The 24,937-nt window shown below is 67.7% G+C and carries 20 protein-coding genes and 1 riboswitch; of the genes, 10 read left to right on the top strand and 10 right to left on the bottom strand.

The annotated features are described in order from the left end of the window. The first annotated feature begins 30 nt into the window (after positions 1-30). The 3 genes from AC3WTD_RS10100 to AC3WTD_RS10090 all read left to right on the top strand — a co-directional run bounded on the left by AC3WTD_RS10100 (position 31) and on the right by AC3WTD_RS10090 (position 5,380). On the top strand, positions 31-672 hold the full coding sequence (locus tag AC3WTD_RS10100) for a TetR/AcrR family transcriptional regulator (RefSeq protein ID WP_027493945.1): 642 nt from the start codon (positions 31-33) through the stop codon (positions 670-672). Between the two features lie 425 nt (positions 673-1,097). After that, positions 1,098-3,743: a DNA mismatch repair protein MutS gene (mutS, locus tag AC3WTD_RS10095; protein ID WP_492613710.1), complete on the top strand. Its 2,646-nt coding sequence runs from the start codon at positions 1,098-1,100 to the stop codon at positions 3,741-3,743. Between the two features lie 194 nt (positions 3,744-3,937). Next, entirely contained in the window at positions 3,938-5,380 is a 1,443-nt protein-coding gene (locus tag AC3WTD_RS10090) for a catalase (RefSeq protein WP_027493947.1), read from the top strand. Positions 5,381-5,390: 10 nt separating this feature from the next. Here AC3WTD_RS10090 and AC3WTD_RS10085 read toward each other — a convergent pair whose 3' ends face one another. The 4 genes from AC3WTD_RS10085 to AC3WTD_RS10070 all read right to left on the bottom strand — a co-directional run bounded on the left by AC3WTD_RS10085 (position 5,391) and on the right by AC3WTD_RS10070 (position 8,104). Then, on the bottom strand, positions 5,391-6,032 hold the full coding sequence (locus tag AC3WTD_RS10085; protein ID WP_492613709.1) for a response regulator: 642 nt from the start codon (positions 6,030-6,032) through the stop codon (positions 5,391-5,393). A 93-nt stretch (positions 6,033-6,125) separates the two neighbouring features. Continuing rightward, a complete protein-coding gene (locus AC3WTD_RS10080; RefSeq protein ID WP_492613708.1) occupies positions 6,126-6,524 on the bottom strand; it encodes an RNA-binding S4 domain-containing protein in 399 nt (132 codons plus the stop codon). Positions 6,525-6,554: 30 nt separating this feature from the next. Beyond that, positions 6,555-7,139 carry a response regulator gene (locus AC3WTD_RS10075; protein WP_027493950.1) on the bottom strand — a complete coding sequence of 195 codons (585 nt, stop codon included), beginning with the start codon at positions 7,137-7,139 and terminating at the stop codon, positions 6,555-6,557. 71 nt (positions 7,140-7,210) lie between these two features. Then, the gene (locus AC3WTD_RS10070) at positions 7,211-8,104 is read right to left on the bottom strand and encodes an AEC family transporter (protein ID WP_037090539.1); all 894 of its coding nucleotides are present in this window, start codon (positions 8,102-8,104) and stop codon (positions 7,211-7,213) included. A 142-nt stretch (positions 8,105-8,246) separates the two neighbouring features. On the opposite strand from AC3WTD_RS10070, the gene AC3WTD_RS10065 reads away from it, so the two are divergent. The 3 genes from AC3WTD_RS10065 to pnuC all read left to right on the top strand — a co-directional run bounded on the left by AC3WTD_RS10065 (position 8,247) and on the right by pnuC (position 12,347). Beyond that, positions 8,247-9,383, top strand: a complete 1,137-nt coding sequence (locus AC3WTD_RS10065) for a phosphotransferase enzyme family protein (RefSeq protein ID WP_492613707.1) — start codon at positions 8,247-8,249, stop codon at positions 9,381-9,383. Positions 9,384-9,415: 32 nt separating this feature from the next. Next, positions 9,416-9,512, top strand: a riboswitch (TPP riboswitch). A 60-nt stretch (positions 9,513-9,572) separates the two neighbouring features. Continuing rightward, on the top strand, positions 9,573-11,750 hold the full coding sequence (locus tag AC3WTD_RS10060) for a TonB-dependent siderophore receptor (protein ID WP_492613706.1): 2,178 nt from the start codon (positions 9,573-9,575) through the stop codon (positions 11,748-11,750). Positions 11,751-11,759: 9 nt separating this feature from the next. Next, on the top strand, positions 11,760-12,347 hold the full coding sequence (gene pnuC / locus AC3WTD_RS10055) for a nicotinamide riboside transporter PnuC (RefSeq protein ID WP_492613705.1): 588 nt from the start codon (positions 11,760-11,762) through the stop codon (positions 12,345-12,347). A gap of 47 nt (positions 12,348-12,394) precedes the next feature. On the opposite strand, the gene AC3WTD_RS10050 is transcribed toward pnuC, so the two are convergent. From AC3WTD_RS10050 to AC3WTD_RS10040, 3 genes are all read right to left on the bottom strand, one after another. Then, the gene (locus AC3WTD_RS10050) at positions 12,395-14,080 is read right to left on the bottom strand and encodes a hypothetical protein (RefSeq protein WP_027493955.1); all 1,686 of its coding nucleotides are present in this window, start codon (positions 14,078-14,080) and stop codon (positions 12,395-12,397) included. 535 nt (positions 14,081-14,615) lie between these two features. Then, positions 14,616-15,011 (bottom strand): hypothetical protein, encoded by a 396-nt coding sequence (locus AC3WTD_RS10045; RefSeq protein WP_492613704.1) that lies wholly within the window; start codon positions 15,009-15,011, stop codon positions 14,616-14,618. Between the two features lie 80 nt (positions 15,012-15,091). Beyond that, positions 15,092-17,308 (bottom strand): toll/interleukin-1 receptor domain-containing protein, encoded by a 2,217-nt coding sequence (locus AC3WTD_RS10040; RefSeq protein ID WP_492613703.1) that lies wholly within the window; start codon positions 17,306-17,308, stop codon positions 15,092-15,094. Between the two features lie 321 nt (positions 17,309-17,629). On the opposite strand from AC3WTD_RS10040, the gene AC3WTD_RS10035 reads away from it, so the two are divergent. Continuing rightward, positions 17,630-18,250, top strand: a complete 621-nt coding sequence (locus tag AC3WTD_RS10035) for a DUF4124 domain-containing protein (RefSeq protein WP_492613702.1) — start codon at positions 17,630-17,632, stop codon at positions 18,248-18,250. An 18-nt stretch (positions 18,251-18,268) separates the two neighbouring features. Here the strand turns inward: AC3WTD_RS10035 and AC3WTD_RS10030 are convergent, their stop codons facing one another. Continuing rightward, positions 18,269-18,892 (bottom strand): phosphatase PAP2 family protein, encoded by a 624-nt coding sequence (locus tag AC3WTD_RS10030; protein ID WP_027493959.1) that lies wholly within the window; start codon positions 18,890-18,892, stop codon positions 18,269-18,271. Between the two features lie 191 nt (positions 18,893-19,083). On the opposite strand from AC3WTD_RS10030, the gene AC3WTD_RS10025 reads away from it, so the two are divergent. Next, positions 19,084-19,656, top strand: a complete 573-nt coding sequence (locus AC3WTD_RS10025; RefSeq protein ID WP_027493960.1) for a hypothetical protein — start codon at positions 19,084-19,086, stop codon at positions 19,654-19,656. Between the two features lie 413 nt (positions 19,657-20,069). Here the strand turns inward: AC3WTD_RS10025 and htpG are convergent, their stop codons facing one another. Together htpG and htpX are read right to left on the bottom strand one after the other, a co-directional pair. Then, positions 20,070-21,938, bottom strand: coding sequence for a molecular chaperone HtpG (gene htpG, locus AC3WTD_RS10020; protein ID WP_492613701.1), 1,869 nt, complete (start codon positions 21,936-21,938; stop codon positions 20,070-20,072). 189 nt (positions 21,939-22,127) lie between these two features. Then, positions 22,128-23,021 carry a protease HtpX gene (htpX, locus tag AC3WTD_RS10015; RefSeq protein ID WP_492613700.1) on the bottom strand — a complete coding sequence of 298 codons (894 nt, stop codon included), beginning with the start codon at positions 23,019-23,021 and terminating at the stop codon, positions 22,128-22,130. A 126-nt stretch (positions 23,022-23,147) separates the two neighbouring features. Here htpX and gluQRS point away from each other — a divergent pair, with 126 nt between their 5' ends. Both gluQRS and phbB read left to right on the top strand, forming a co-directional pair. Continuing rightward, entirely contained in the window at positions 23,148-24,014 is an 867-nt protein-coding gene (gene gluQRS, locus AC3WTD_RS10010) for a tRNA glutamyl-Q(34) synthetase GluQRS (protein ID WP_492613699.1), read from the top strand. 110 nt (positions 24,015-24,124) lie between these two features. Next, entirely contained in the window at positions 24,125-24,865 is a 741-nt protein-coding gene (gene phbB, locus AC3WTD_RS10005; protein ID WP_027493964.1) for an acetoacetyl-CoA reductase, read from the top strand. Positions 24,866-24,937: the final 72 nt, after the last annotated feature.

Genomic DNA, 24,937 nt, shown 5'->3' with positions numbered 1-24,937 from the left:
ACGGAAATCCTGCTACCCCACGAGACGCGCATGACGACCACTCCAGCCAGTCCGGATTCCGCCTCCACCATCATCGACCGCCGTGACATTCTCCGCGGCATGCGCGCCGACACGCTCAACCGCATCGAGAAGGCGGTGCTGGAGCTGTTTTCCACGCGCGATTTCCATGAAGTCGGCCTGCAGGAAGTGGCCCGCTCGGCGAATGTGTCGCTGCAGACCATCTACAAATACTTCGGCAGCAAGGAGGTGCTGGTCTACGCGATGCTCGACGTCATGCTGGTGCGCCTGGCCGATCGCATGATCGACCACCTGCAAGGCATCGACGACTCGCGCGAACGCCTGCGCAAGACCTGCTGGGTATTCATGGATTACATGGACAAGCACCCGGCGGTGATGATGTTGCTGGTCACCGCCATCCCGGCCTCCCGCCACCGCAACATCCGCATCTACGAAAGCCCGGAGTTGATGGGCGCGTTTCTCGGCGTGCTGAAGGATGGCCAGGTACGCGGCGTGCTCAACAACCGCGTCTCCAGCAAGGTGCTGCTGGACGTGTTCATGGGCATCCTCGGCCGGGTCGGGCTGATGCACATCGTGCGTGCCGACAAGCAACCCATTACCGATCAGTTCGACGAGCTGTTCCACATCCTGTGGCGGGCGATGTCGGCGGATTGAGGTCGATGCCGGGCGTCAACGTGGCGGCTACCCTGCCGCTGGATCAAACTCCGTGCTCGCATGTCGAGAAGCCTCAAAGCGGGCAACGGGCATCTTGCGCGTATTGCCAACGCAACTGACCAAGCGTTGCCAGCACAGTCGGCCAGCGCTGACACTCGACTTGACCGTTATCGGTTCGACGGATGCGTGGCTCACCCGAGAATCCCATTCGGATCTCCACTTGCGCCCAACATTTCCGTGGTTCAATGAGCAGCCCGTCTGGGGCTCCTGTTTTTCTTGAAGCAGAGCTTGGACACCAGACCATTTCTGGAGTCGAGACTTGGGCACCATTTGGACACCACGTTGTGTTCCTCAAAACCATAGGCGAGCAAAACGCCGAAGACAACCGGATCTGCACAAAAAAGCAGCGTAAGCAAAATATTGAAATGATTGAGAAAGTTAAAAACAAGGACCACGCCGCGTGGATCGCCTCCCATTCTCCCGGCATGCGCCAGTACCTGTCGGCCAAGGCGGAGCACCCGGACGTGCTGCTGTTCTTCCGCATGGGCGATTTCTACGAGCTGTTCTACGACGACGCGCGCAAGGCGGCGCGGCTGCTCGACATCACCCTGACCCAGCGCGGGCAGTCCGGCGGCGCGCCGATCCCGATGGCTGGCGTGCCGTACCACGCGGCGGAAAACTACCTGGCGCGGCTGGTGCGCCTGGGCGAGTCGGTGGCAATCTGCGAGCAGATGGGCGATCCGGCACTGGCCAAGGGCATCGTCGAGCGCAAGGTAGTGCGCGTGGTCACGCCCGGCACGGTGACCGACGCCGCGCTGCTGGAGGAACGCCGCGACAACCTGCTGCTGGCGATCGCCGCAGGCACGCGCGGCGACTACGGGCTGGCTTGGGTCGATCTGTCCAGTGGTCGTTTCCTGCTCAGCGAAGTGCCGAACGCCGAGGCGCTGGCCGCCGAGCTGGCGCGGCTGCAGCCGGCCGAGACCCTGGTCGGCGAAGACGTGGCCTGGCCGAAACTGGTCAGTACGCTGCCCGGCCTGCGCAAGCGGCCGCCGTGGCACTTCGACGGCGACGCCGCCACGCGCGAACTGAACCGCTTCTTCGGCACCCGCGACCTCGGCGGCTTCGGCGTGGACAAGCTGCCGCTGGCGGTCGCCGCTGCCGGCTGCCTGCTCGGCTACGTGGAGGAAACCCAGAAAAGCGCGCTGCCACATCTCACCGGCATGGCGGTGGAAAGCGCCAGCGAAACGATCGCGCTGGACGCCGCCACTCGCCGCAACCTGGAACTGGACACGCATCCCAGCGGTCGCACCGAACACACCCTGCTGGGCGTGCTCGACGAGACGGTGACGCCGATGGGCGCGCGGCTGTTGCGCCGCTGGCTGACTCGCCCGCTGCGTTCGCGCGACGTGCTGCGCCGGCGCCACCAGGCAATCGGCATGCTGATCGACAGTCGTCGGCACGAACCCTTGCGCGAACAGCTCCGCGGCATCGGCGACCTCGAGCGCATCCTCGCCCGCGTCGCGCTGCGTTCGGCGCGGCCGCGCGACCTCTCGACGCTGCGCGACGGCCTCATCATCGCCAGTGCGCTCTTCCATGAGCGCGAAGATCAAAAAGCGGCCATCCATGGCCGCACTCTTCAGGAAAGCCCGCTTCTTGCAACCCTGCTCGACCGCATCGGCAACCATGCGGACACGGCCGCCCTGCTCGCCGGCGCCATCGTCGAGCAACCGCCAGCACTGCAGCGCGACGGCGGCGTGATCGCCGACGGCTACGACGCGGAACTCGACGAGTTGCGCCGGCTGTCCACCCACGCCGACCAGTACCTGATCGAGCTGGAGGAACGCGAGAAGGCCGCCAGCGGCATCCCTACGCTCAAGGTCGGCTACAACCGCGTGCACGGCTACTACATCGAGATCACCCGGGCGCAGTCGGACAAGGCGCCGACTCACTACACGCGCCGGCAGACCACCAAGAACGCCGAACGCTACATCACCGAGGAACTGAAGGCGTTCGAGGACAAGGTGCTGTCAGCAAAGGAACGCTCGCTGATGCGCGAACGCGCGCTGTACGAGGCGCTGCTCGACACGCTCACCGAACGACTCGAACCGCTGAAAGCCGCCGCCGCCGCGATGGCCGAGCTGGACGTGCTGGGCACGCTGGCCGAGCGCGCCGAGGCGCTGGACTGGAGTGCGCCGGAACTCACCGACGAGCCCGGCATCCGCATCGAGCGCGGCCGCCATCCGGTGGTAGAGAAGGTGCGCGACGAGCCGTTCGAGCCGAACGACCTGATCCTCGACGACCATCGCCGCATGCTGGTGATCACCGGCCCGAACATGGGCGGCAAGAGCACCTACATGCGCCAGAACGCGCTGATCGTGCTGCTCGCCCACATCGGCAGCTACGTGCCGGCGAGCAGCGCGACGATCGGCCCGATCGACCGCATCTTCACCCGCATCGGCGCCGGCGACGACCTCTCGCGCGGCCAGTCCACCTTCATGGTGGAGATGAGCGAGACGGCGAACATCCTGCACAACGCCAGCGCCGACAGCCTGGTGCTGATGGACGAGGTCGGTCGCGGCACCAGCACCTACGACGGCCTGGCGCTGGCGCGCGCCGCCGCCGTGCACCTGGCGCGCCACAGCCGCGCCTACACGCTGTTCGCCACCCACTATTTCGAGCTGACCGAACTGGCCGGCGAATTCGCGTCGATCGCCAACGTGCATCTGGACGCTGTGGAGTTCCACGACCAGAAGCGAGGCGAGCAACTGGTGTTCATGCACGCGGTGAAGGAAGGCCCGGCCAACCGCAGCTTCGGCCTGCAGGTGGCCGCGCTGGCCGGTCTGCCGAAGTCGGTGATCGCCGATGCGAAGCGCACCCTGGCCGAACTCGAGCGCGGCATGCACCAGCACGCCAGCGCACCCGCGCCGGCCGGCGAACCTTCGCCGCAACTGGGCCTGTTCGCCCCGGCGCAGCCTTCCGCCGCCGAGCGCCTGCTGGAAGCGATCGACCCGGATGCGCTGACCCCGCGCGAAGCGCTGGAACTGCTGTACCGCCTGAAACGACCGGGCTGACCAGGCCGGCGGGCGATGCCGCCGGCCGCCACCACTTTGCGCTCACGCCTCGTCGGCGATGCTGTCCTGTCAGGCACGGCAGCGGCCGCCATCGATAGTCTTGGGCTATCACCTGCATCGGAACATTCGAATTCCATTGATCGTCATGCCTGCGTAGATTGGCCGAACACCCAAGTCCCCCACAGGAGTCCGCCATGAGCCAGAACCGCAAGACGCTGACCACCGACGCCGGCGCCCCGGTGTCCGACAACCAGAACAGCCTCACCGCCGGCCCGCGCGGCCCGCTGCTGGTGCAGGATGTGGCGCTGTTCGAGAAGCACGCGCACTTCAACCGCGAGCGCATCCCCGAACGCGTGGTGCATGCCAAGGCCTCGGCCGCGTTCGGCACACTCACCATCACCCGCGACATCACGAAATACACCCGCGCCAGGGTGTTCAAGCCCGGTACGCAGACGCCGATGCTGGCACGCTTCTCCACCGTGGCCGGCGAACGCGGCGCAGCCGACGCCGAGCGCGACGTGCGCGGCTTCGCGCTGAAGTTCTACACGGAGGAAGGCAACTGGGACCTGGTCGGCAACAACACGCCGGTGTTCTTCATCCGCGACCCGTACAAGTTCCCCGACTTCATCCACACGCAGAAGCGCGACCCGCGCACGAACATGCGCAACGCCACCGCGATGTGGGACTACTGGTCGCTGTCGCCCGAATCGCTGCACCAGGTCACCACGCTGATGAGCGACCGCGGCATTCCCGCCACGCTGCGCCACATGCACGGCTTCGGCAGCCACACCTACGGCTTCTGGAACGAGGCCGGCGAGCGCCACTGGGTGAAGTTCCACTTCAAGACGCAGCAGGGCATCAGGAACCTCAGCAACGCGGAAGCGGCGAAGCTGATCGGCGAGGATCGCGAATCGCACCAGCGCGACCTGTACGAGTCGATCGAGCGCAAGGATTTCCCGAAGTGGACGCTATACGTGCAGCTGATGCCCGAGGCCGACGCGGAGAAAACTTCGTACAACCCGTTCGACCTGACCAAGGTCTGGCCGCACAAGGACTACCCGCTGATCGAGGTCGGCGTGATGGAGTTGAACCGCAACCCCGGCAATTACTTCGCCCAGGTCGAGCAGTCCAGCTTCTCGCCCGCGAACGTGGTGCCCGGCATCGGCTTCTCGCCGGACAAGGTGCTGCAGTTCCGTCTGTTCTCCTACGCCGACGCGGCACGCTACCGGCTCGGCGCGAACCACGACCAGCTGCCGGTGAACCAGCCGCGTTGCCCGGTGCACAACTACGCGCGCGACGGGTCGATGCGCTACGGCGACAACGGCGGCGGCAGCGTGAACTACGAGCCGAACTCGTTCGGCGGCCCGGTCGAGGACCCCTCGGTGAAGGAGCCGCCGCTGAAGATCTCCGGCGACGCCGACCGCTACGACCACCGCGCCGGCAACGACGACTACACCCAGCCCGGCGACCTGTTCCGTCTGATGAGTGACGATCAGAAGCAGCAGCTGTTCGACAACATCGTCGCGGCGATGCAAGGCGTGCCTGAGGAAATCATCCGCCGCCAGCTCGGCCATTTCGCCAAGGCCGACCCGGCCTACGCGGCGGGCGTGGCGAAGGCGCTGGGCCTGGCGATCTGAGTCGGCGCGCTCAGCCGATGCCGGGAACCACCCGCAGCGGGGCCGTGCCGACGAGGCGCGGCGCGGCCTCCGCGTCAGGCATCGCGATGTCGGGAATGTCGGCCAGTTCATCGGCCGACAGTTCCTCCGCCAGTGCCGGCAGCGCCGCGGTGGCAGCCGGCGCCGTGGGCAAGCGGCCGTCCAGACGTCCGGACCGCACCAGCTGGCCGATGCGCAGGTAGACCTCGTCGCGGTCGAACGGCTTCTGCATGAAATCGTCGGCGCCGAAGCGCTGCAGGTAGAACTGCTCGGTCGCCTGCGGGTTGCCGCTGATCATCACGATCGGGATGTCGCGGGTCAGCGAGTCGTGGCGCAGCGTGCGCAGCACCGCGAAGCCGTTGGTGCCGGGCATCACCACGTCGAGGAAGATCAGCGCCGGTCGTTCGCGGCGGGCCAGCTCGATGGCCTCCACGCCGCCGGTGGCCTTGAGCACGGCGTAGCCGTCCTGGTGCAGCATCTTGCCGAGCACCGCGCAGATGGTGGGCGAGTCGTCCACCACCAGCATGCGCGCATCCAGCGCGGCCTGCGGCTCGACACGGTGCCCGTCGGCGGTCTGGCTGCCCAGCAGGCGCTTGAAGAAGCCGAGACCGTTCATCAGTGCATGTCCGTCCATGCGAGCCCTCCGCCCGTACCGGTTGGCGGCACCAACCCTTTGGATTGACATGGATATTCCCGCAGATCCGGCCGGCGTTCTGCGATGCACTGCTCAGCGGTTATCTCTAAGCCGTCGCAGTTCGCGCCGCGCCTGCTTGTCCGGGCGCTTCGGCGGACCGTTGGGGCCGACCAGGTGGTGCTGCTCGCGCGCCAGCTCGCGCGCCGCGCAGCTGGCCGCGGTCTCGACGTACAGCGCCTGCGCCACGGCCGCGGGACCGCGCCGATCGGACAGCGCCACGACTTCGACTTCCAGCCGTTCCTCGCCACGGCCGATCTTCAGCCGGTCGCCGACGCGCAAACTCTTCGCCGGCTTGCAGCCAGCGCCATTGACGTCGATACGGCCGCCATCGATCGCCTGCTTGGCGAGGCTGCGCGTCTTGAAGAAGCGCGCGGCCCACAGCCATACGTCGGCGCGCAGGTCGGTCATCGGTAGGTCGGGCGGCTTGCTCATTGCGCGGATCATCGCGCGATCGGGGGCGGCTCAGGCCTGCCCATCGGGCGGCAGCATGTCGTGCGGGTCCGGCATCGCGATATCCGGAATGGCGGCATGCTCGGCCGCGCTCGGCTCGGGCTCGGTCGGGAGCCCCTCCGCCTCCGCCCTCGCGCGCACCACCAGACGCCCGCTGCGGGTGAGGCTGTCGATGCGCGCGAACACCTCGCTGCGGCCGAACGGCTTTTTCATGAAATCGTCGGCGCCGAAACGCTGCACGTAGAACTGCTCGGTCGCCTGCAGGTTGCCGCTGATCATCACGATCGGAATGTCGCGGGTCAGCAAGTCATGGCGCAACGCGCGCAACACCGCGAAACCGCTCATACCCGGCATCACGATGTCGAGGAAGATCAGGTCGGGGCGTTCCGCGCGGGCGAGCTCCAGCGCGCTTTCGCCGTCCGCCGCCTTCAACACCATGTGGCGGTTCTGCGCCAGCATCTTGCCGAGCACCGCGCGGATGGTCGGCGAGTCGTCCACCACCAGGATGCAGGCTTCCTCCGGCTCGCCGCTGCGCGGCGCCGCGCGACGCTCGCCGTGATCGCCGAACATGCGCTTGATCAGATCGAAACCTGCCATGGCACGAGCTCCCCCAGCCCATGAGACTGCGCGCTAGTCTCGGGGCAGCGCAGACCGGACGCAAGGGAGCCCTACCCGCCCAGCAGCCAGTTGCCCAGCGGGACGGTAAGCAGCGACAGCACGATGCCGGCGCCCAGCACGGTATTGGCCAGCGCCGGCTCCAGGCCGTACTCGTCGGCCAGGATGGTGGCCGACACCATCGGCGCCATCGCCGCCTGCAGCACGCCGACGGTCAGCACCAGCCCGCCGACGCCGGCGGCGGTGCCCACCGCCCAGCACAGCAGCGGCGCCAGCAGCAGTTTCCAGCCCAGCCCCCAGCTGGCCGCGCCGAGCTGGCGCTGACCCGGATGAAACTTGAACTGCAAGCCTACCGAGAACAGCGCCAGCGGCGTCAGCGTGGCGCCGATCGGCGCGAACACGCCGTTCAACAGTTCAGGCCAGCCACCGCTCAGGCCGGCGATGATGCCCACCACCAGCGCGATGAACGCCGGAAAGGTGACGATGCGGCGGACGATCAGGCGCAGCTGCAGGCTGCGCCCCGAATAGACCGAAGCCACCACGATGCCAGCCGACGCCAGCACCGGAAATGCGCCGATCTGGTCGGCCACCACCGCCAGCGCCAGGCCCGCCTTGCCGTGCAGGGCCTCGATCATCGGGTAGCCCATGTACGCCGTGTTGCCCAGCCCGCAGACCAGGATCAACGCGCCCGTGCGCTGCCGCGACCAGCCCAGCCGCGGGCCGAGCAGGCCGAACAGCAGCCACGCGCCGCCGAAGGTGAGCCACATGGCCGCCACCAGGAACCACAGCTGTGGGTCGAACTTCAGCTTCGGGATCAGTTCCAGCACCAGCGCCGGCAACGCCACATTGAGCACCCACCAGTTGATGCCCGGCACGATCCCCGCCGGCGGCTGCGCGTAGCGCGCCACCAGGGCGCCGAGGATCAGGCAGGCGAACAGCAGCAACATCGCGCTCATCAGGTGGAACACCGCGGCGAAAGCTGGTCATTATAGGGATCGCGCGTGCGGCGCCGATGGCGGCCGGAGCGGTGGGCCGACGCTTTCGGGGATAATCCACGGCCTGCCCGCCCGCGGAGACTTCACCACCCCCATGAACGACCCGCTCCATCTCGCCCACGGGCTGGCCGGCGACCACACGCCGCCGGACTGGCCACCGCTGACCGCCGGCGAAGTCGCGACGCTGCTGCGCGGCTATCCTGCGCTCGGCGCGCCGATCCGCATCGACTGGCACAGCCCGCGCCCGCTGTCGGCGGCGTGCCTGGCCCGGACGCCGCACGCCACCGTGTTCGTCAAGCGCCACCACCGCCGCGTGCGTTCGGTCGCCACGCTCGCCGAGGAACACCGCTTCATCGCGCATCTGCGCGACCGCGGCATGCCGATACCGGCCGTGCTGCGCAATGCGCAGGAACAGACCGCGGTGGCGATCGGCGAGTGGGTCTACGAAGTGCACGAACGCGCCGCCGGCATCGACCTGTACCGCGAGGCGATCTCGTGGGAACCGCTGCCGAACCTGAACCACGCCCGCAGCGCCGGCCACATGCTGGCCGCACTGCACGACGCCGCCGCGGACTACCGCGCGCCGCAGCGCGGCACCCACATCCTGGTTGCGCGCAGCGAGCTGCTCGCCGCGCCCGATCCGCTCGCCGCGCTGCGTGCGCAGCTGCCGCAACGGCCCGGCCTGGCCGCTTATCTGCGCGATCGCGACTGGCCGTGCGAGCTCACCGAACTGCTCGGCCCGTGGCATGCCGCCCTGCAACCGCGGCTGGCGCAGCAGCCACGGCTGTGGACGCACGGCGACTGGCACGTCTCCAACCTGTGCTGGAGCGACGGCGGCAGCGACGCGCGGATCAGCACCGTGCTCGACTTCGGCCTCGCCGCCGCCAACGTCGCGCTGTTCGATCTGGCCACCGCGATCGAACGCAACGCGATCGCCTGGCTCGCGCTCGACGCCGACGCTGACGTCGGCTATCCCGACATCGCCTGTGCGCTGATCGAGGGCTACCGCCGGCAACGTCCGCTGGAGGCGGCCGACCTGCACCTGCTGGCCGACCTGCTGCCACTGGTGCATGTGGATTTCGCGCTGTCCGAGGTGGAGTACTTCCACGCCATCACGCACTCGCGCGCGAACGCCGACGTGGCTTACGACACCTTCCTGCGCGGCCACGCGGCGTGGTTCCGTACGCCGGCCGGGCAGTCCCTGCTGCAGGCCATCCGCGCCGCCGGCTGACCACGCGGCGCCGATTCGTGGTTCAATAGACGTTCTTGAAGCGGGGGTGCCCGGCAAAAGCCGGGCTGAGAGAGTCCCTTGGAACCTGACCCGGTTAGTACCGGCGTAGGGAGCTTGCAGATCCGGCGCGTCCTCGCGACAGCCGGGTCGCCGTCGCTTCGTCCGTACCCACCGACGACGACGACGACCATGCCACTTCCCCGCACTCCCCTGCTGCTCGCCCTGCTCGCGGCCATCGCGCCCGCCCACGCCGACGACAGCGCCGACAAACCGCAAACGACGCAGCTGGCGCCCGTGCACGTGGAAGCCGACCGCGCCAAGGGCTACCACGCCGACAGCTCGCAGATCGACACCTTCGGCAGCTTCGGCAGCGCCCCGCTGCACGACACGCCGGCGGCGATCAGCGTGATCACCCGCGACCAGATCGACGACCGCCAGCCACGCACGCTGAGCGAGCTGGCCCGCTCCGATGCCGCGCTCGGCGACAACTACGCACCGGTCGGCTACTACCAGGACATCGCCATCCGCGGCTTCACGCTGGACCTGGCCACCGGCTACCGGCTCAACGACATGACCATCACCGGCGAGCAGCTGACGCCGCTGGAGGACAAGCAGCGGGTGGAAATCCTCAAGGGCCTGGGCGGGCTCGAAGCCGGCGTGGTCGCGCCGGGCGGCCTGGTCAACTACGTCAGCAAGCGCCCCGCCGACGTGCGCAGCGCCACCGTCGGCACCGACTCGCACGGTTCGCGCTACGTCGCGGTGGATGTCGGCGGCTGGCTGTCGCCCGCCTTCGGCGTGCGGGTGAACGCCGCTCACGAGGACATGCATTCGTGGGTCGAACACGCCGACGGCCGGCGCAACTTCCTCTCGCTGGCGGCGGACTGGAAGATCAGCCAGGACACCACGCTGCAGCTGGACACCGACTACCAGACCAGCGGCCAGCGTTCGGTCTCCGGCTACCAGCTGCTGGGCGGCACGACCCTGCCACCCCACCCCAGCCGCACCCGCATGCTCGGCTTCGAGCCGTGGCAGCAGCCGGTAGGCATCGCGGCCAGCAACACCACCGCGCGCCTCGACCACCGCTTCGGCGACACCTGGAGCATGCAGCTCTCGGCCGGCCATAGCCGCAGCCGGATCAACGACAACGTCGCCTTCGCCTACGGCTGCTTCTATTCGCCGGCCTGCGCCAGCGGCGTCACGCCGGGCTATTTCTTTGCGCCGAACGGCGACTACGACGTCTACGATTTCCGCAGCCCCGGCGACACCCGCGTCAACGACGAGCTGCGCGCCGTGCTCAAGGGCAGCTTCGACACCGGCGCCATCGGGCATGAGATCAGCCTCGGTGCCAGCGCGTTCCGCCGCACCCTCGACCAGCGGCCGTACGTCTACGACTATGTGGGCACGGCCAACATCGACGACGCCAACCCGCCCTACTTCGCCCCCTCGCCGAACCAACCCGGCCCGTCCGCGCGCACGCTGACCAGCTGGCAGCACTCGCTGTTCGCGCTCGACCGCCTGCACCTGGGCGAGCACTGGCAACTGCTCGGCGGCGGTCGCTTCGTGCGCCTGCACGAGCGCGACTACGACAGCAGCGGGCTGCTCCAGCGCGACACCCGGCTGAGCAAGTTCCTGCCGCAGACGGCGCTGATGTGGCAGCCCATCGCGCCACTGACCACTTACCTCAGCTACAGCAAGGGCCTGTCGCTGGGCGCCCAGGCGCCATACTGGACCTCCAATGGCGGCACCACGCTGGCGCCGGTGCTGTCGCGCCAGCTCGAGGCCGGCGTGAAGTACGACTGGAGCGACGCGCTCAGCTTCAATGCCGCGCTGTACCGCACCCGTCAGGCCTACCAGTTCGCGCAACCGGACAGCACGCCCGAAGGCTTCACCTTCGTGCAGCGCGGCAGCGAGGTGCACAGCGGGCTGGAGCTCGGCGCTGCCGGCCGCATCAGCGACGACCTGCGCCTTACCGCCAGCATCAACCTGATTCGCGCCCGTGCGCAGGGCACCGGCACGCCCGGCTACGAAGGCCACCAGGTCATCAACGTGCCGCGCGTGCGTTCGGCCGTCTATCTGGATTACCGCCTGCCGTTCGCCCCGCAGCTGAGCGTGCTCGGCGGCTGGCGCTACGCCGGCAGCAATCCCGCCACGCCCGATGGCACGGTCAAGGTTCCGGCCTACCACGTGTTTGACGCCGGCCTGCGCTACGAGAGCCGGTGGCGCGACCACGCACTGATCTGGCGGCTGAACGTCGACAACGTGTTCGACCGCTTCTACTGGCGCGACACCGGCAGCACCGGCGGCGACCGCTACCTGTTCCCGGGTGCGCCGCGGCTGGCCCGGCTCTCGTTGACCGTGGCGTTCTGAGCGCCTGCGATGAGCTGGGTCGAACTCGTCGCCGCGCTGGTCAGCGCCTGGGCCGTCTGGCTCACCACCCGCCGTCGCCCGTGGTGCTGGCCGGTGGGACTGGTCTCGGTGCTGGTCTACGCGTGGGTGTTCGTCCACGCGAAGCTGTACTCCGATGCGCTGCTGCAGCTGGCCTTCGCGGTGCTGATCGGCTACGGCTGGTGGCGCTGGCTGCAGCACTTGGGCGGGGACGGCCGCGTGGAAGTGGCCGCCCTGCTGCCGCGGCAGGCCATCGCGCACCTGGCCATCGGCTGCCTCGGTGCGCTGGCGCTGGGCGCGTTCATGCACTACCGCACCGACGCCGCGCTGCCATGGCTGGATGCGGCGCTGACCGCCTTCAGTCTGGTCGCGCAGTGGTGGCAGGCGAAGCGGCACGTCGCCTCGTGGTGGCTGTGGATCGCGGTGGACGTGATCTACGTGGGCGAGTACGTCTACAAGCACCTGCTGATCACTTCGGTGCTATATGCCGGCTTCGTGCTGCTGGCGGTGCTCGGCCTGCACGCATGGCAGCGGGTGGCGGAGACCGCTGCGCCGCACGAGCTGGGCACACCTCCTTGATGGGTCGGCAGGGCTCCTAGGAACCGTCAGCCGGCCAGCCGAAACGATCAGAGCTTGCTGTGCTCGACCTGCCGCTCGCGTTGCATCAGGGTCCACTCGGCATGCTCGGTGAGCGCGGCGTCGCCGAGTGAAAGCAGGATCTGCCGCTGCAGCGCGGGATCGCTCGTGCGATCCAGCGCCGCGCGTGCACTGGTGAAGATGCGCTGCATGAAACGGTACTGCCGGATCAGCTCCTTGTCGGCCTTGCGGTAGGCATACGCCTCACGCACGGCAGCCATGATCGACAGCACCGCCATGACCAGCACCAGGATGGTCTTGGTGTCGTGCGACAGCCGGTGCACGAACACCGCCAGGAACACGCTGATCGCCACGCCGCCCCACAGGCTGAGCGAGCCGACCGCCTCGGTGACATGGTGCAGCCCGGTGCGCTCGGCGGTCTTGCGTTCGTAGTAATGCAGCTGTCCGGACTTGCCGGATTCGCCGACCCACTCCGCAATGACCTGCGCCAATGCCGCGGGTGGCGGCTGCGCCGGCCGGATCGCCGCCTGCAGGCCGGCGGCGCGCATGACGTTGCGGATCCAGCCCAGTTCGATGTTCTGCTTCTGCAGGAAGTTGTCGTGGGCGAACTCGTGGTCGGCGTTCGCCGCGATGTTCGCCCGCTGCCAGTACGACTGGATCCGCAAACCCTCCGCCAGCGCGCGGTAGTCCAGGTACTTGCGATGCCAGCCGCGGCGCCTGGCAAGCATCGCCACCGCACCGCCGCTGGCGAACAGCAACAGGAACAGGTAGATCAGGAAATCCTGCGCGGGCAGGTGGGCGTAGAAGGTGAAGGCGATACCCATCAGTGCCGCCAGCGTGTAGGTCAGGCGCATCGCCAGCAACACGCGCCGCTGAAAGTGCAGCGCCAGCCAGTCGGCAGCGCGAAACAGGCCGTCGACGTCTGCCGTGGCATCCACCGTGTCGGCCGGTCGCGTCGAAGTCGCGATCTCGTCGGCATACGTGTCGCACTCGCCGTTGAACTCGACCATGCGCGCGAACATCAGCTGAAAATCCGCCGGCAGGTTGCCGGCGGCTGCCACCGTATCGGCCGTGCGCCACAACGTCTGCAATGGCAGCAGCCCGGCGGCCGGCGCGCCATCGACCCCGTCGCGCGAACAGACGATGTGGTAGAGCAGGCTCTCGTCACCGCCGCCCAGCACGTGGGGTGTATCCCGGCGCCGGTCGATCAGGCCGGGCATAGTACCGCTCAGATGATAGTTGACGATCTGCGCGGTGCCGCCGAGCCGGCCCGATACCTTGCCGTCCCAGATCGCCAGCAGGATATGGCAGTGGCTGGCGATATAGACGCCGGCCTTGGCGTACTGGCGATCGCGCGCCACGCCCGGTGAGCCGATCGCCTGCCGCGGTTGTCCCATCAGCTGCGGCAGCAGCACGATCTCGGCCTGGTTGCACAGCAGGTGAAAGCTGGCACGCACGGCCGCACTGGAAAAGTCCTCGACGTACATGTCCGGTGGCAGCGGCAGCGGCGCCACCAGCCGCGCACCGACGGCGAGCGCCTCGTGCGCGACCAGCTGGTCGCCGCCCTCGGCCAGTGCGGACACCACCACCAGCGGCAACCCGGGGAAGTCGCGCCGCAGTCGCGCCAGGAAATCCCGCACACGCTGCCGGATCGGTTCGATCTCGTGCGCGGGAATATTGCGATGGCTGGTGACACCGACAACCAAGGGAGTCATGGCGGCTTCCGGATGATGCTGAGTATCACGGTGGACAATGCATGGCCTCGCGGCCCGGTGATGCGGAGCAAGCCATCGCCGTCCGCTTCCCCATGGAATCGGACTAGCCACGATGTTTGACTCGCTGTTGGCGGCGGCGCGTCAGTTGTTCTTGATCAGCGGTGCGGTGGTGGTATCCGGCGACAGTGGGCTCGTAGTCTGCTCGGGCGCCGGCCCGCTCTCGTGGCTCGCCCCACCTCTCTCTCTTCGCTGTCCGGCAGCGGCGCACCCGGGTTGGGCTGATTTTCGGTAATGGACACGATGTTCTCCAGAACTGGTTGAAGATCGTTGTTGGCGGGGTGTGCCTGCCCCGCCGGGTTGCGGACATGTACGCGGTCCGCTGGCAGGTTGTCGAGAAGGGTTGGCGTCCTGCCCTTGTCGAACGCCCGCTTTGGCACACGTCCGTGGCTGGCTGCGCCGAAGCAGATACCTGGCGTGCCTGCTTCGCGACGGGCCTTCCATGGCCCGCACCGGCAGGATGTTTTCCAACACCCTGCTAGGTGTTCTTGATCGTGGGGCTCGTCGTGGTAGCGGTCATGGACGTCACACGCGACTGGTAGACTTGGTCGCCGATCTTGGCGCTCAACTGATAGACCCACTCTCCCGACGTGGCGGCGCTGTTGTTGAGATCGCTGATGCTGAGCTCCTTGCCGTTCTCGCCCAGCTCGGGGTCGCCGAAGATGCCCGTCGGCGGCAGCTTGCCAATCCAGGCAAAACCCGGCGGGGAGTCCTGTTGCGAGTTGAACTTTCCAGTGGCGGCGTTCCCGGTCAGCCGCCACGTGATGGTCTGCCGGTCGGGACTTCGGCTGACGTTCGCATTGCCGTGCTGGTCGATGTCGAGACACCACGGGGTCATGCTCTTGTCGAGGGTGACATCAAAATTGTTCGGCATGATGGATTCCTTGGTGATGGGGGTTGAGCCGATACCACGCTTGCTGGTGCTGCCATTTCCCCTGTCCGTTGCGCCCGCCCTTACGGGCGAGCGTTCGTGTCGATTGCCGCCAGCAGTTTCTGCTGGAATGCCGTATTGGCTGGGTAGTCGATGTGCGCGCGCCGCAATACGTTCACCAGCGCCATGTCGCGGTAGCCGCTGTTCCATAATTGCTGGATCAACGGTTGCGCTTCGGCCTTTCTGCCGAGCGCAAGCAGCGCCTCGACCCGCAACGCCAGCAGCCGGGGATCGCTGCCGCCGCTTCTCACTGCCTGCATCGCGCTCAAGGCGTCGTTGCGCAGTTGCTGCGCGGCAGCTGCATCGTCGGTGACCACGGCAAGCGACAGCTTCGCGCCCACCGTTGCCAGCAAGGTGGCGCGATCGTCCGGTTGCTGGGCGCGCAGCGGATCGAGCAGGCGCAGTGCGGCGCGGGCCTGCGCGCGCGCCAGCTCGGTTCGACCGGCGCCCCGCGATTGCGCGGCCTGCTCCAGTTGCGCCTCGGCAAATTCGCGCCGCCAGGCCGTGTTGCCCGGATCCTGCCGGGTCAGGCTGGCGAAGGTCGTCAATGCCCGCGCGGTGAGCGCGGCCGCCGCTGCCCCGTCGCCGCTCAGCCGCCGCAACCGGCTCAACTGGGTGGCGTACAACGCCGCGTGTTCCTGAAAGCCGGCATTACCCGAGTCGATTACCTGCAACTGCGTGGCGATGTCGACCGCCTGCTGCAATCCGGCGATGCCGGAGGTAACGTCGCCGGCCAGCGCCCGCGTGCGCCCCAGGATGGCGCGGACGATCAGCATGCTGTCGCGTTGGTCGGTGTCCTTCGGATCGCGCGCCGCCAGCGCAGACTCGATCGCATCATCGGCGCCATACTGCGCGATGGCCGTGGCCAGTTCGCCACGCATCAGCGCCAGCTTGCCCAGATTGTTGTGTGCCGCGCCAAGCGACGCCGACCACTCGGCATTGTCGGGCTGGGCCGCGACCAGCTTGCGCATCAGCGGCAGCATGCTCCGGTACGAGAGCATCGCCTCGTCCAGCTGGCCGCGCGCCTCCATCGTGTGGCCGAGGTTGTTGTCGATCGTCGCCAGCTGGAACTGCAGTTGCCGGTCATCCGGCACGAGCGAGCGAGCGCGCTGCAGGATGGCCTGCGCCGAGACGAAATTCCGCTGCGCGGCATCCAGCTGCCCCTGCCGCCAATGGGTCATGCCGATGAACGCGAGGATTTCCGCGGCAGCCAGTTGCCGCGGCACGTCGGCGGGCGCGGCATCGGCCAGCGCACGCGCCAGCTTCAAGGCCGCCTGATAGGACGCCAGCGCCGCAGGCAGATGGCCCTGGTCAAGCCGCACGCTGCCGATCTGTTCCAGCGTCTTGGCCCGCTGGGCCAACGCCTCGTCGGTGACGTCGGTGGTCGGCAGCGACTGGAAGTAGCGCATCGCGTGGTCGTCCACGGCTTCCATGATGTCCAGCCGCGAGGTCCGTGCCAGCTTGTCGTTGAGATCGCCCAGCATGAAACCGACCAGATCCTCGGCCTGCTTCTGCCGACGCTCGGCGGCCTGGCTGGCGACCACCGCGGCGTGGCGGGCGATCAGCGCGGTGATCGCCAGCACGGTGGTCACCGCCATCACGATCAGCGCCAGCGTGGCCAGCGCGGCCATGCGCCGGGTGCGCCGCTGCAGTTCGCGCCGCTTCAGCACATCCAGGCCGACACCGAGCATGCCGGCGATCAACTTCAGCTTGGCGTTGGCCTTGCCGTCCTTGCCGGGCCGCACATCGGCGGCGATCGGTTCGGTGCGCTGGTGGCTCAACTCACCGTCCGCGCCGAGTGGATGACGCAGCGCCGGCGCGAAACACTCCTCGGCGACGCGGCCGGGCAGCCCGCTCGCGCCGGGTTCGCCATCGACGATCAGGCAGAAGATCCGCTCGCTGCGCCCGCGCCGCTTGAACGCCAGCACCTCCTCGTTGACCCAGTGCGAGGTCGCCGAGCGCGGCGAACAGATCACCAGCAGGCTTTCCGATTGCGCCAGTGCCTCGTTGACCTTGCGCCCCAGGTCGGTGGCGCTGGCCAGCTCGTCGCGGTCGCGGAAAATCGGCGCCAGGCGTTCGGGTATCTCGCCCCCGAACGCCGTCGCCTGGCCGACCAGGCGCTTCGGCACCGCGTAGGTTTCCAGCGCCCGATGCAGCCAGCCAGCCCAGGCCTTGTCCCGGTGGCTGTAGCTGATGAAGGCGCGGTACCGGAATGCCGGCATCGCCGAAGCTTGCGTCATGACGCATCGCGCTCCCGCACGAGGTGACGCACTCCCTTGCCAGGCACCCTCCCCCGTCCGCTCGACCGGACCCTGGGCACCCAGCCACCCCTCGGGCGGCACCCGCAGCGAAGAACGCTAGCACCATAAATGTGATGCAAATCTCATTTTTGCGGTATCAGGAAGCGATTTCTCGGTCTGGAATGACCCGAGACGGGGCCATTGCCTTCACCTCCTGTCGACGGCCCTGACCGCCTGCCGCAGCCGGACCCACGCCCAGCGGCCTTCCGTTCCGGCCACCGGCATGCGGGCGATGCCGGCCGGGTGCAGAATGTCGCCGTCATGAAAAGCCTCACCGCGGGAATCCGTTGCCTGGCTGCCGCCATGCTGTTGGCCGCGGCGCCGGCCGCTGGCGCCCAGAACATCTACAAATGCACGCAGGGCGGGCAGGTCGCCTACACCGACCATCCCTGCCCGAACGGCAGCGGCGAACTGCTGCACCAGGCCGACGACACCGAAGTCATCGACCGCTACCTGCGCCTGGGCCAGGACGAGCTGGCCAAACGCTATGCGCAATCACGCCACCTCGAAGCGCTCTACCAGCAGCGTGTCGACGCCCGCCAGCAGGCCATGGACGAGAAGGCCCAGCGCGACGCCGACGAGGCCTACGCGGCGCAGCAACGCACGGAGGAGGCACAGCAGCAGGCGCTGGCCGACCAGGCGGCGGCACAGGCTGCCGACCGCGACCGGCTGCAGGCCGAGAACGCGGCGCTGCGCCAGCAGAACGCGGACTACCAGAACCAGCTGAGCCAGCCAGTCTACAACGCCCCGCCCGCCTACTGGGGCCCGCCGTACCCGCGCCGGCATCGCGACCACGACGACGGCCAACACCCGCCGCCGGTATCGGACCAGCCGATCTTCCACCCGTGCAAGCAACTCGCCGGCGGCCGCACGCAGTGCTGAGGCGGCGGCCCGCGCGCCTCACTTGAAGCGGTGAATGAAACCGACCTTGAAGCCGCCGGGCAGCCAGCTGATGATCAGCGGCGAATCCCGGTGCGCCGCCCACAGGCCGATCCCGGTGCCCAGCGCGGCGCCGACCAGCACGTCGCTCTGCCAGTGGCCATGCGTCTTCACCCGCGCCACCGCGTCGTACGCCGGCAGCAGGGCCAGCGCATACACGGCCGGATGATCGCGCCCGTAGGTGACGATGAACGGCGTGATCGCCGCCGAGATCGCCGCCACTTCCCCGCTGGGAAAGCTCTGCGCGTGGCCGCCGGCGAAGAAACGGTCGGGATCGTCGGTCTGCGAAGGACGTTTGCGCTGGAAGGTGTACTTCATCGCCTCGGCACCGAGGCTGGTCACCGCCATCGCATCCACCGAGCGCCAGAACGTGTCGCCCAGCTGGTCGTTGTCGCCGAACACCAGGGCACCGCCGACCACCGTGCCGATCGTGCCGTACAGCAGCGCGTTCTGGTTGGAGCGGTTCCAGATGCCGCTGTTGTCGTAGTGGACGCGGTGGTCGATGCCGAACGGGCCATCCCCCGCATGGACGCCGCCTGAAAACAGGATGACGGCGGCGAACAGCCAGAACCTTGATGCAGGCATCTTTCGGCTCCCGCACGACAGGCAGCGCCTGCCTTCCCGCCGCAAGCTACGCGGCCCGCCTTTCAGCCGGCTTATGGAACGGGCCGCGGGGTCGCCGGTGGCGATTGACGGGGCATGCGGGGCAGAGGACAGTGGCTGCGCCGGGAAGCGCCACGTTGCGCCCTCGCCAGCGGCGACCCGGGGAGGCCCTCATGAAATCCATCCAGCTGTCCTTGCTGCTCGCCATGCTGGCCGCCGGTACGGGCGCGGCCGCAACCCCCTCCGGTTCGCTCAACGAATTCCGCCCCAAGGTCCTGCCGGTACTGGTGCAGGTGAACGCGCAAGGCAAGATCACCGACGCCTCGCCGGCGATGAAGCTGCCGCCTTCGCTCGACCGGCTGATGCGCGCGAACCTGAACGAAATGATCAGCAAGCCGGCCACCGACAAGAAGGGACGCCCGATCGCCAGCCAGTTCATCGCCAATCTGGTGCTGCACACGACGCCCCGTACCGAAGGCGGCTACGACGCCCAATTCGTCTACGAATCCATCTCGCCAGTACCCTCGGGCTCCTGGTACTGGGTGCATATCGACGGCCATCGACTGGCGCTGGCCAGCCAGGATTCCTTCAACCGCGGGATGCGGCTGCGCTACGGCGACCACCGTGACATGAGCCGGAACTGGAACAGCCCGAACTATCGGCCCACACCGATGCCCGCCATCCAGAACACGATCCGCAACGCCCCCGGCGCCGCGCCGGCGCGCGCTCCCGCAGCAGATCACTGAATCGGCGTGGCGGTCATGCGCAAGGTTCAGGCCTTGCGCACGAGCCCCGTACCCTCGATCGCAAGGGTGCCGGACGCGACATGGATGCTCGAGTTTAGGCAACGCAGAAGCAGTTGCCCGATGCCCAGCAAGCACCAAGCGGGGTGACCCTAACTCTTTTGGTTACTTTTCTCTTGGTCACGCAAGAGAAAGTGACTCGATCACCAAAGGCGGACGAAAGCTTCTTGGCCACGAACGACAAGGACAAGTGCGATGCCGGCCTGCGCCGGCATGACGGTGTGGGGAAGATAACGCGATTCCGGCCTTCGCCGGCATGACGAACGTTGATGGATGGAGTGACGAGTAATCGAGGATGACAGCAGAGATAAGGCCGCCAGATCGGCGGCCTTGCACATCAGCAACGCGCTCCCGCCTCACCCCATCAACACCCGATTCATCCGCTGCACGAATGCCGCCGGATCCGGCAGCTGCGCCCCGGCGGAAATCTCCGCCTGCTCCAGCAGCAAGATGGCGAGATCGCGGGCCCTGCCTTCATCGGTTTCCGTCTCGACGCGCTTGACCAGCGGATGCTGCGGATTGATCTCCAGCGTCGGCTTCGACTCCGGCATGTCCTGCCCCGCTTCGCGCAGCAGGCGCGCCAGATGCGGCGCCATCTCGTAATCGGAAAGGGCCAGGCACGACGGCGAATCGGTGAGACGGGCGGAAACCTTGACCTCGCCCACGCGGTCGCCCAGCAGCTCCTTCAGCTTCTTCAGCAGCGGCTCGGCCTCCTTGGTGGCCTCTTCCAGCTTCTTCTTGTCGGCCTCGTCCAGCAGCAGGTCGCCCTTCGCCACGTTCTTGAGCTTCTTGCCTTCGTACTCGCTCAAGCTGCCGATCATCCATTCGTCGATGCGGTCGAACATCAGCAGCACTTCGATGCCCTTGGCCTTGAACGCTTCCAGCTGCGGGCTGCCGGCGGCGGCGGCGTAGCTGTCGGCGGTGATGAACCAGATGGTGTCCTGGCCCACGGCCATGCGGCCGATGTAGTCGTCGAACGAGACGGTCTGCTCGATGCCTTCGCCCTTGGTGCTGGCGAAGCGCAGCAGCTTGGCGATGCGCTCGCGGTTGTTGGCGTCTTCGCTGATGCCTTCCTTGAGCGTGTTGCCGAAGGCTCGGTAGAAGGTGGCAAACTTCTCCGGCTCATCCTTGGCCAGCTTTTCGATCAGGTCGAGCACGCGCTTGACGCAGGCGGCCTTGATCCGCTCGAGCTGGCGGTTGTGCTGCAGGATCTCGCGGCTGACGTTGAGCGGCAGGTCGTCGGCGTCGACCACGCCGCGCACGAAGCGCAGGTAGTTCGGCAGCAGCTCCTCGGCGGCGTCCATGATGAAGACGCGCTTGATGTAGAGCTTCAGGCCCTTGCGCTCGTCGCGGCCGCCCATCATCAGGTCGAACGGCGGCTGCGACGGCAGGTACAACAGGGTGGTGAAGCTCTGGCTGCCTTCGACGCGGTTGTGCGTCCACGCCAGCGCGTCGTTGAAGTCGTGGCCGAGCGATTTGTAGAAGCTCTGGTAGTCCGCGTCACTGATCTCCGACTTCGGCTTGGTCCACAGCGCCGAGGCGGCGTTGATGGTCTCGAATTCGTCGGTGGGCTTGCCGTCCTTCTCGGTTGGCATGCGGATCGGGAACGCCACGTGGTCGGAGTAGCGGGTGATCAGCGCGCGCAGCTGCCAGCGGCTGAGGAACTCATCCTCGTCGGCCTTCAGGTGCAGGATCACGGCGGTGCCGCGCTCGGCCAGCTCGACCGGTTCCAGCGTGTACTCGCCCTTGCCGTCGCTTTCCCACTTCACGCCCTCGGCGGCCGGCGCATCGGCGCGACGGCTGAGCACAGTGACCTTGTCCGCGACGACGAAGGCGGAATAGAAGCCCACACCGAACTGGCCGATCAGGCGCGCGTCGGCCTTCTGTTCGCCCGACATCGCCTCCAGGAAACGGCGTGTGCCGGAGCTGGCGATGGTGCCGATGTTCGCCACCACCTCGTCGCGGCTCATGCCGATGCCGTTGTCGCGCACGGTGACGGTGCGCGCATCCGGATCCCAGCTGACGTCGATGTGCAGTTCGCTGTCGCCGGCCATCAACTCGGGCTTGGCGATCGACTCGAAGCGCAGCTTGTCGCAGGCGTCGGAGGCGTTGGAGATCAGCTCGCGCAGGAAGATTTCCTTGTGCGAGTACAGCGAGTGGGTGACCAGGTGCAGTACCTGGGCGACTTCGGCTTCGAATTTGCGGGTTTCGGCGGGTGCGTTCATGCGTGGATGTTCCGTACTGACGTTGACTATGAAGATTGGCTCCTCCCCCTGCCCGCGACCGAAGGGAGTCCCTTGGGGCAGGGGGAGGTTGGGAGGGGGTCGCCCTTGACCTTGGCTATTCAGATCAAGATCAAAAGCACCCCACCCCAGCCCTCCCCTGCCTTGCAGGGGAGGGAGCAATGCGGTGCCTCAGGCCACCTTCTGCAGCGCGGCGATGCGCTCCTCCAGCGGCGGGTGGCTCATGAACAGGCGCCTGAAGCCGTCGGCCAGCGGACCGGAGATGCCGAACGCGGCGATCGTCTGCGGCAGCGTGTTCTCGCCGTGGTTGGCCTGCAGTCGCTGCAGTGCCGAGATCATCGCACCGCGGCCGGCAAACTGCGCGCCCGCCGCGTCGGCGCGGAACTCGCGCCAGCGCGAAAACGCGGCCACGATGACCGAGGCGAACAGGCCGAACACCAGCTGCAGCACAATCACGGTCACGAAATAGCCTATGCCGGTACCGCCTTCGCGGTCGTCGCGACCGCCGCTCATCCAACTGTCGACCAACCGGCCCACGATGCGCGCGGCCAGGATCACCAGCGTGTTCAGCACGCCCTGGATCAGGGTCAGGGTGACCATGTCGCCGTTCGCCACGTGGCCGATCTCGTGGCCGAGTACGGCGCCAGCCTGCTCGCGGTTCATCTGTTGCAGCAGACCGGAGCTGACCGCCACCAGCGAGCTGTTCTTGGTCATGCCGGTGGCGAACGCGTTCATTTCCGGCGCGTCGTAGATCGCCACCTCGGGCATGCCGATGCCGGCGTTCTGCGCGTGGCGGCGCACGGTGTCGACCAGCCAGCGCTCGGTCTCGTTCTGCGGCTGCTCGATCACCCGCGCGCCGGTGGACATCTTGGCCATCCATTTGGACATCGCCAGCGAAATGAAGGCGCCGCCCATGCCGAACACGGCGGCGTAGGCCAGCAGGCCGCCCATGCCGCCGTAACCGCGGGCGGCGGCCATCTGGTCGATGCCGAACAGACGGAGGACGATGCTCAGCAGGAGCAGGACGGCAAGGTTGGTAGCAATGAACAATGCGATGCGACGCATGGCTGTCTCTCTGTGGCAGTCATGAAGGAAACGGAAAAACCGTGGCTCAAGATTCGGGGCGCAAGCGACCGCTTTCAAGGGTTGCGGGCGGCGACCGGGCACGCGCCGCTACCCTAGAATGCGCCGATGATCCACCGCGGTCGCTTCGCCCCCTCGCCCACCGGGCAACTGCACTTCGGCTCGCTGGTCGCCGCGGTGGGCAGCTGGCTGTGCGCGCGGCATGCCGGCGGCGAGTGGCTGCTGCGGGTGGAAGACATCGACCCGCCGCGCGAGGTTCCCGGCTCGGCCGCCGGCATCCTCGCCGCGCTGCCGGCGTTCGGCCTGGTCGCCGACGCGCCGGCGTTGTTCCAGTCACGGCGCATCGCCGCCTACGACGCGGCGTTCGAACAGCTGCGCGTGGCCGGCCAGGTGTTCCCCTGCTGGTGCAGTCGCAGCGAACTGGCCGGCGCCGGCGGCATCCACCGCGATGGCCGCTGCGTCGCACTGCCGCAGCCCGGCCAGGCGCCGGCCTGGCGATTGCACGTGCCGGATATCACCATCGCCTTCGACGACGCGCTGCAGGGTCCGCAGCAGCAGAACCTGCGCGACGACGTGGGTGACTTCGTGGTCCGCCGGGTCGAGGGCCTTTATTCCTACCAGCTCGCCTGTGTGGTCGACGACGCCTTCCAAGGCATCACCGAGGTGGTGCGCGGGCAGGACCTGCTCGACTCCACCGCGCGGCAGATCTGGCTGCAGCGCTGCCTCGGCCTGCCCACGCCGGTGTATCGCCACCTGCCGCTGGTGCTCGATGCGGAGGGGCGCAAGCTGTCGAAGTCCGAGCGGGCGTTTCCGGTCGACCCGGCCGATCCGCTGCCGGCGCTGCGGCGGGCGCTGGCGTTCCTGCGCGTGCCGGCGCCGGCCATGGCAGCCGATGCCGGCGACCTGCTGGCCCAGGCGCTGGCCAACTTCGAGCCGGCGGATTTGCCGCATTGCAGCGGTCACTCTTTCGCCTGAAACGCTATAAATGCCGGACGCGCCGGCGCCTGGCGACAGCGGCTGAAACATGCCCTCGCCATGCTCCGGCGCGACAGTCCACGCTTCACCTGCACAGGAGTTCCAAGGACATGACGCAGCGCACGGCATTGGTCACAGGCGGCACCGGCGGCATCGGCAGCGCGATCGTTCGCTACCTCGCCGGACAGGGACATCGGGTGGCCACCAATTATCGTGACCCGGGCAAGGCCGAAGTCTGGCGCAAGGCGATGGCGGCCGATGGCATCGAGGTGTGCATGGTGTCCGGCGACGTCTCCGACCCCGTCGCCTGCGCGGCGATGATCCAGGCGATCGAGGAGAAGTGCGGCGCGGTCGACATCCTGGTCAACAACGCCGGCATCACCCGCGACACCACCTTCCACAAGATGAATTACCAGCAGTGGACGGACGTGATCAACACCAACCTCAACGCCTGCTTCAACGTCACCCGCCCGGTGATCGAGGGCATGCGCGCGCGCAAGTGGGGCCGCATCGTGCAGATCAGCTCGATCAACGGCCAGAAGGGCCAGTACGGCCAGGCCAACTACGCCGCGGCGAAGGCCGGCATGCACGGCTTCACCATCTCGCTGGCGCAGGAGAACGCGAAGTTCGGCATCACCGTGAATACCGTCTCGCCCGGCTATGTCGGCACCGACATGGTGATGGCGGTGCCGGAGGAAGTGCGCGAGAAGATCGTGGCGCAGATCCCGGTCGGCCGCCTCGGCAAGCCGGAGGAGATCGCCCACGCGGTGGCCTTCTTCACCGGCGACCAGGCCGCCTGGATCACCGGCGCCAACCTGGCGATCAACGGCGGTCATTACATGGGATGGTGAGGCAGCAGGAGCGTGCGGATGAGCGGGATGTGCGCGTTCACGGGGCGCACCGCGATCACCGCAAGCCCCCGG

The sequence above is a fragment of the Rhodanobacter sp. FW106-PBR-R2A-1-15 genome, assembly GCF_058789735.1.
Note: the sequence above shows the minus strand (reverse complement) of the source record. Positions and strands in the feature narration are given on the sequence as shown.

Bases quoted from the DNA above. Each gene is read 5' to 3' on its own strand.
- AC3WTD_RS10100 (WP_027493945.1), top strand. From the start codon at position 31: ATGACGACCACTCCAGCCAGTCCGGATTCCGCCTCCACCATCATCGAC.
- mutS (WP_492613710.1), top strand. From the start codon at position 1,098: ATGATTGAGAAAGTTAAAAACAAGGACCACGCCGCGTGGATCGCCTCC.
- AC3WTD_RS10090 (WP_027493947.1), top strand. From the start codon at position 3,938: ATGAGCCAGAACCGCAAGACGCTGACCACCGACGCCGGCGCCCCGGTG.
- AC3WTD_RS10085 (WP_492613709.1), bottom strand. From the start codon at position 6,032: ATGGACGGACATGCACTGATGAACGGTCTCGGCTTCTTCAAGCGCCTG.
- AC3WTD_RS10080 (WP_492613708.1), bottom strand. From the start codon at position 6,524: ATGAGCAAGCCGCCCGACCTACCGATGACCGACCTGCGCGCCGACGTA.
- AC3WTD_RS10075 (WP_027493950.1), bottom strand. From the start codon at position 7,139: ATGGCAGGTTTCGATCTGATCAAGCGCATGTTCGGCGATCACGGCGAG.
- AC3WTD_RS10070 (WP_037090539.1), bottom strand. From the start codon at position 8,104: ATGTTGCTGCTGTTCGCCTGCCTGATCCTCGGCGCCCTGGTGGCGCGC.
- AC3WTD_RS10065 (WP_492613707.1), top strand. From the start codon at position 8,247: ATGAACGACCCGCTCCATCTCGCCCACGGGCTGGCCGGCGACCACACG.
- AC3WTD_RS10060 (WP_492613706.1), top strand. From the start codon at position 9,573: ATGCCACTTCCCCGCACTCCCCTGCTGCTCGCCCTGCTCGCGGCCATC.
- pnuC (WP_492613705.1), top strand. From the start codon at position 11,760: ATGAGCTGGGTCGAACTCGTCGCCGCGCTGGTCAGCGCCTGGGCCGTC.
- AC3WTD_RS10050 (WP_027493955.1), bottom strand. From the start codon at position 14,080: ATGACTCCCTTGGTTGTCGGTGTCACCAGCCATCGCAATATTCCCGCG.
- AC3WTD_RS10045 (WP_492613704.1), bottom strand. From the start codon at position 15,011: ATGCCGAACAATTTTGATGTCACCCTCGACAAGAGCATGACCCCGTGG.
- AC3WTD_RS10040 (WP_492613703.1), bottom strand. From the start codon at position 17,308: ATGACGCAAGCTTCGGCGATGCCGGCATTCCGGTACCGCGCCTTCATC.
- AC3WTD_RS10035 (WP_492613702.1), top strand. From the start codon at position 17,630: ATGAAAAGCCTCACCGCGGGAATCCGTTGCCTGGCTGCCGCCATGCTG.
- AC3WTD_RS10030 (WP_027493959.1), bottom strand. From the start codon at position 18,892: ATGCCTGCATCAAGGTTCTGGCTGTTCGCCGCCGTCATCCTGTTTTCA.
- AC3WTD_RS10025 (WP_027493960.1), top strand. From the start codon at position 19,084: ATGAAATCCATCCAGCTGTCCTTGCTGCTCGCCATGCTGGCCGCCGGT.
- htpG (WP_492613701.1), bottom strand. From the start codon at position 21,938: ATGAACGCACCCGCCGAAACCCGCAAATTCGAAGCCGAAGTCGCCCAG.
- htpX (WP_492613700.1), bottom strand. From the start codon at position 23,021: ATGCGTCGCATCGCATTGTTCATTGCTACCAACCTTGCCGTCCTGCTC.
- gluQRS (WP_492613699.1), top strand. From the start codon at position 23,148: ATGATCCACCGCGGTCGCTTCGCCCCCTCGCCCACCGGGCAACTGCAC.
- phbB (WP_027493964.1), top strand. From the start codon at position 24,125: ATGACGCAGCGCACGGCATTGGTCACAGGCGGCACCGGCGGCATCGGC.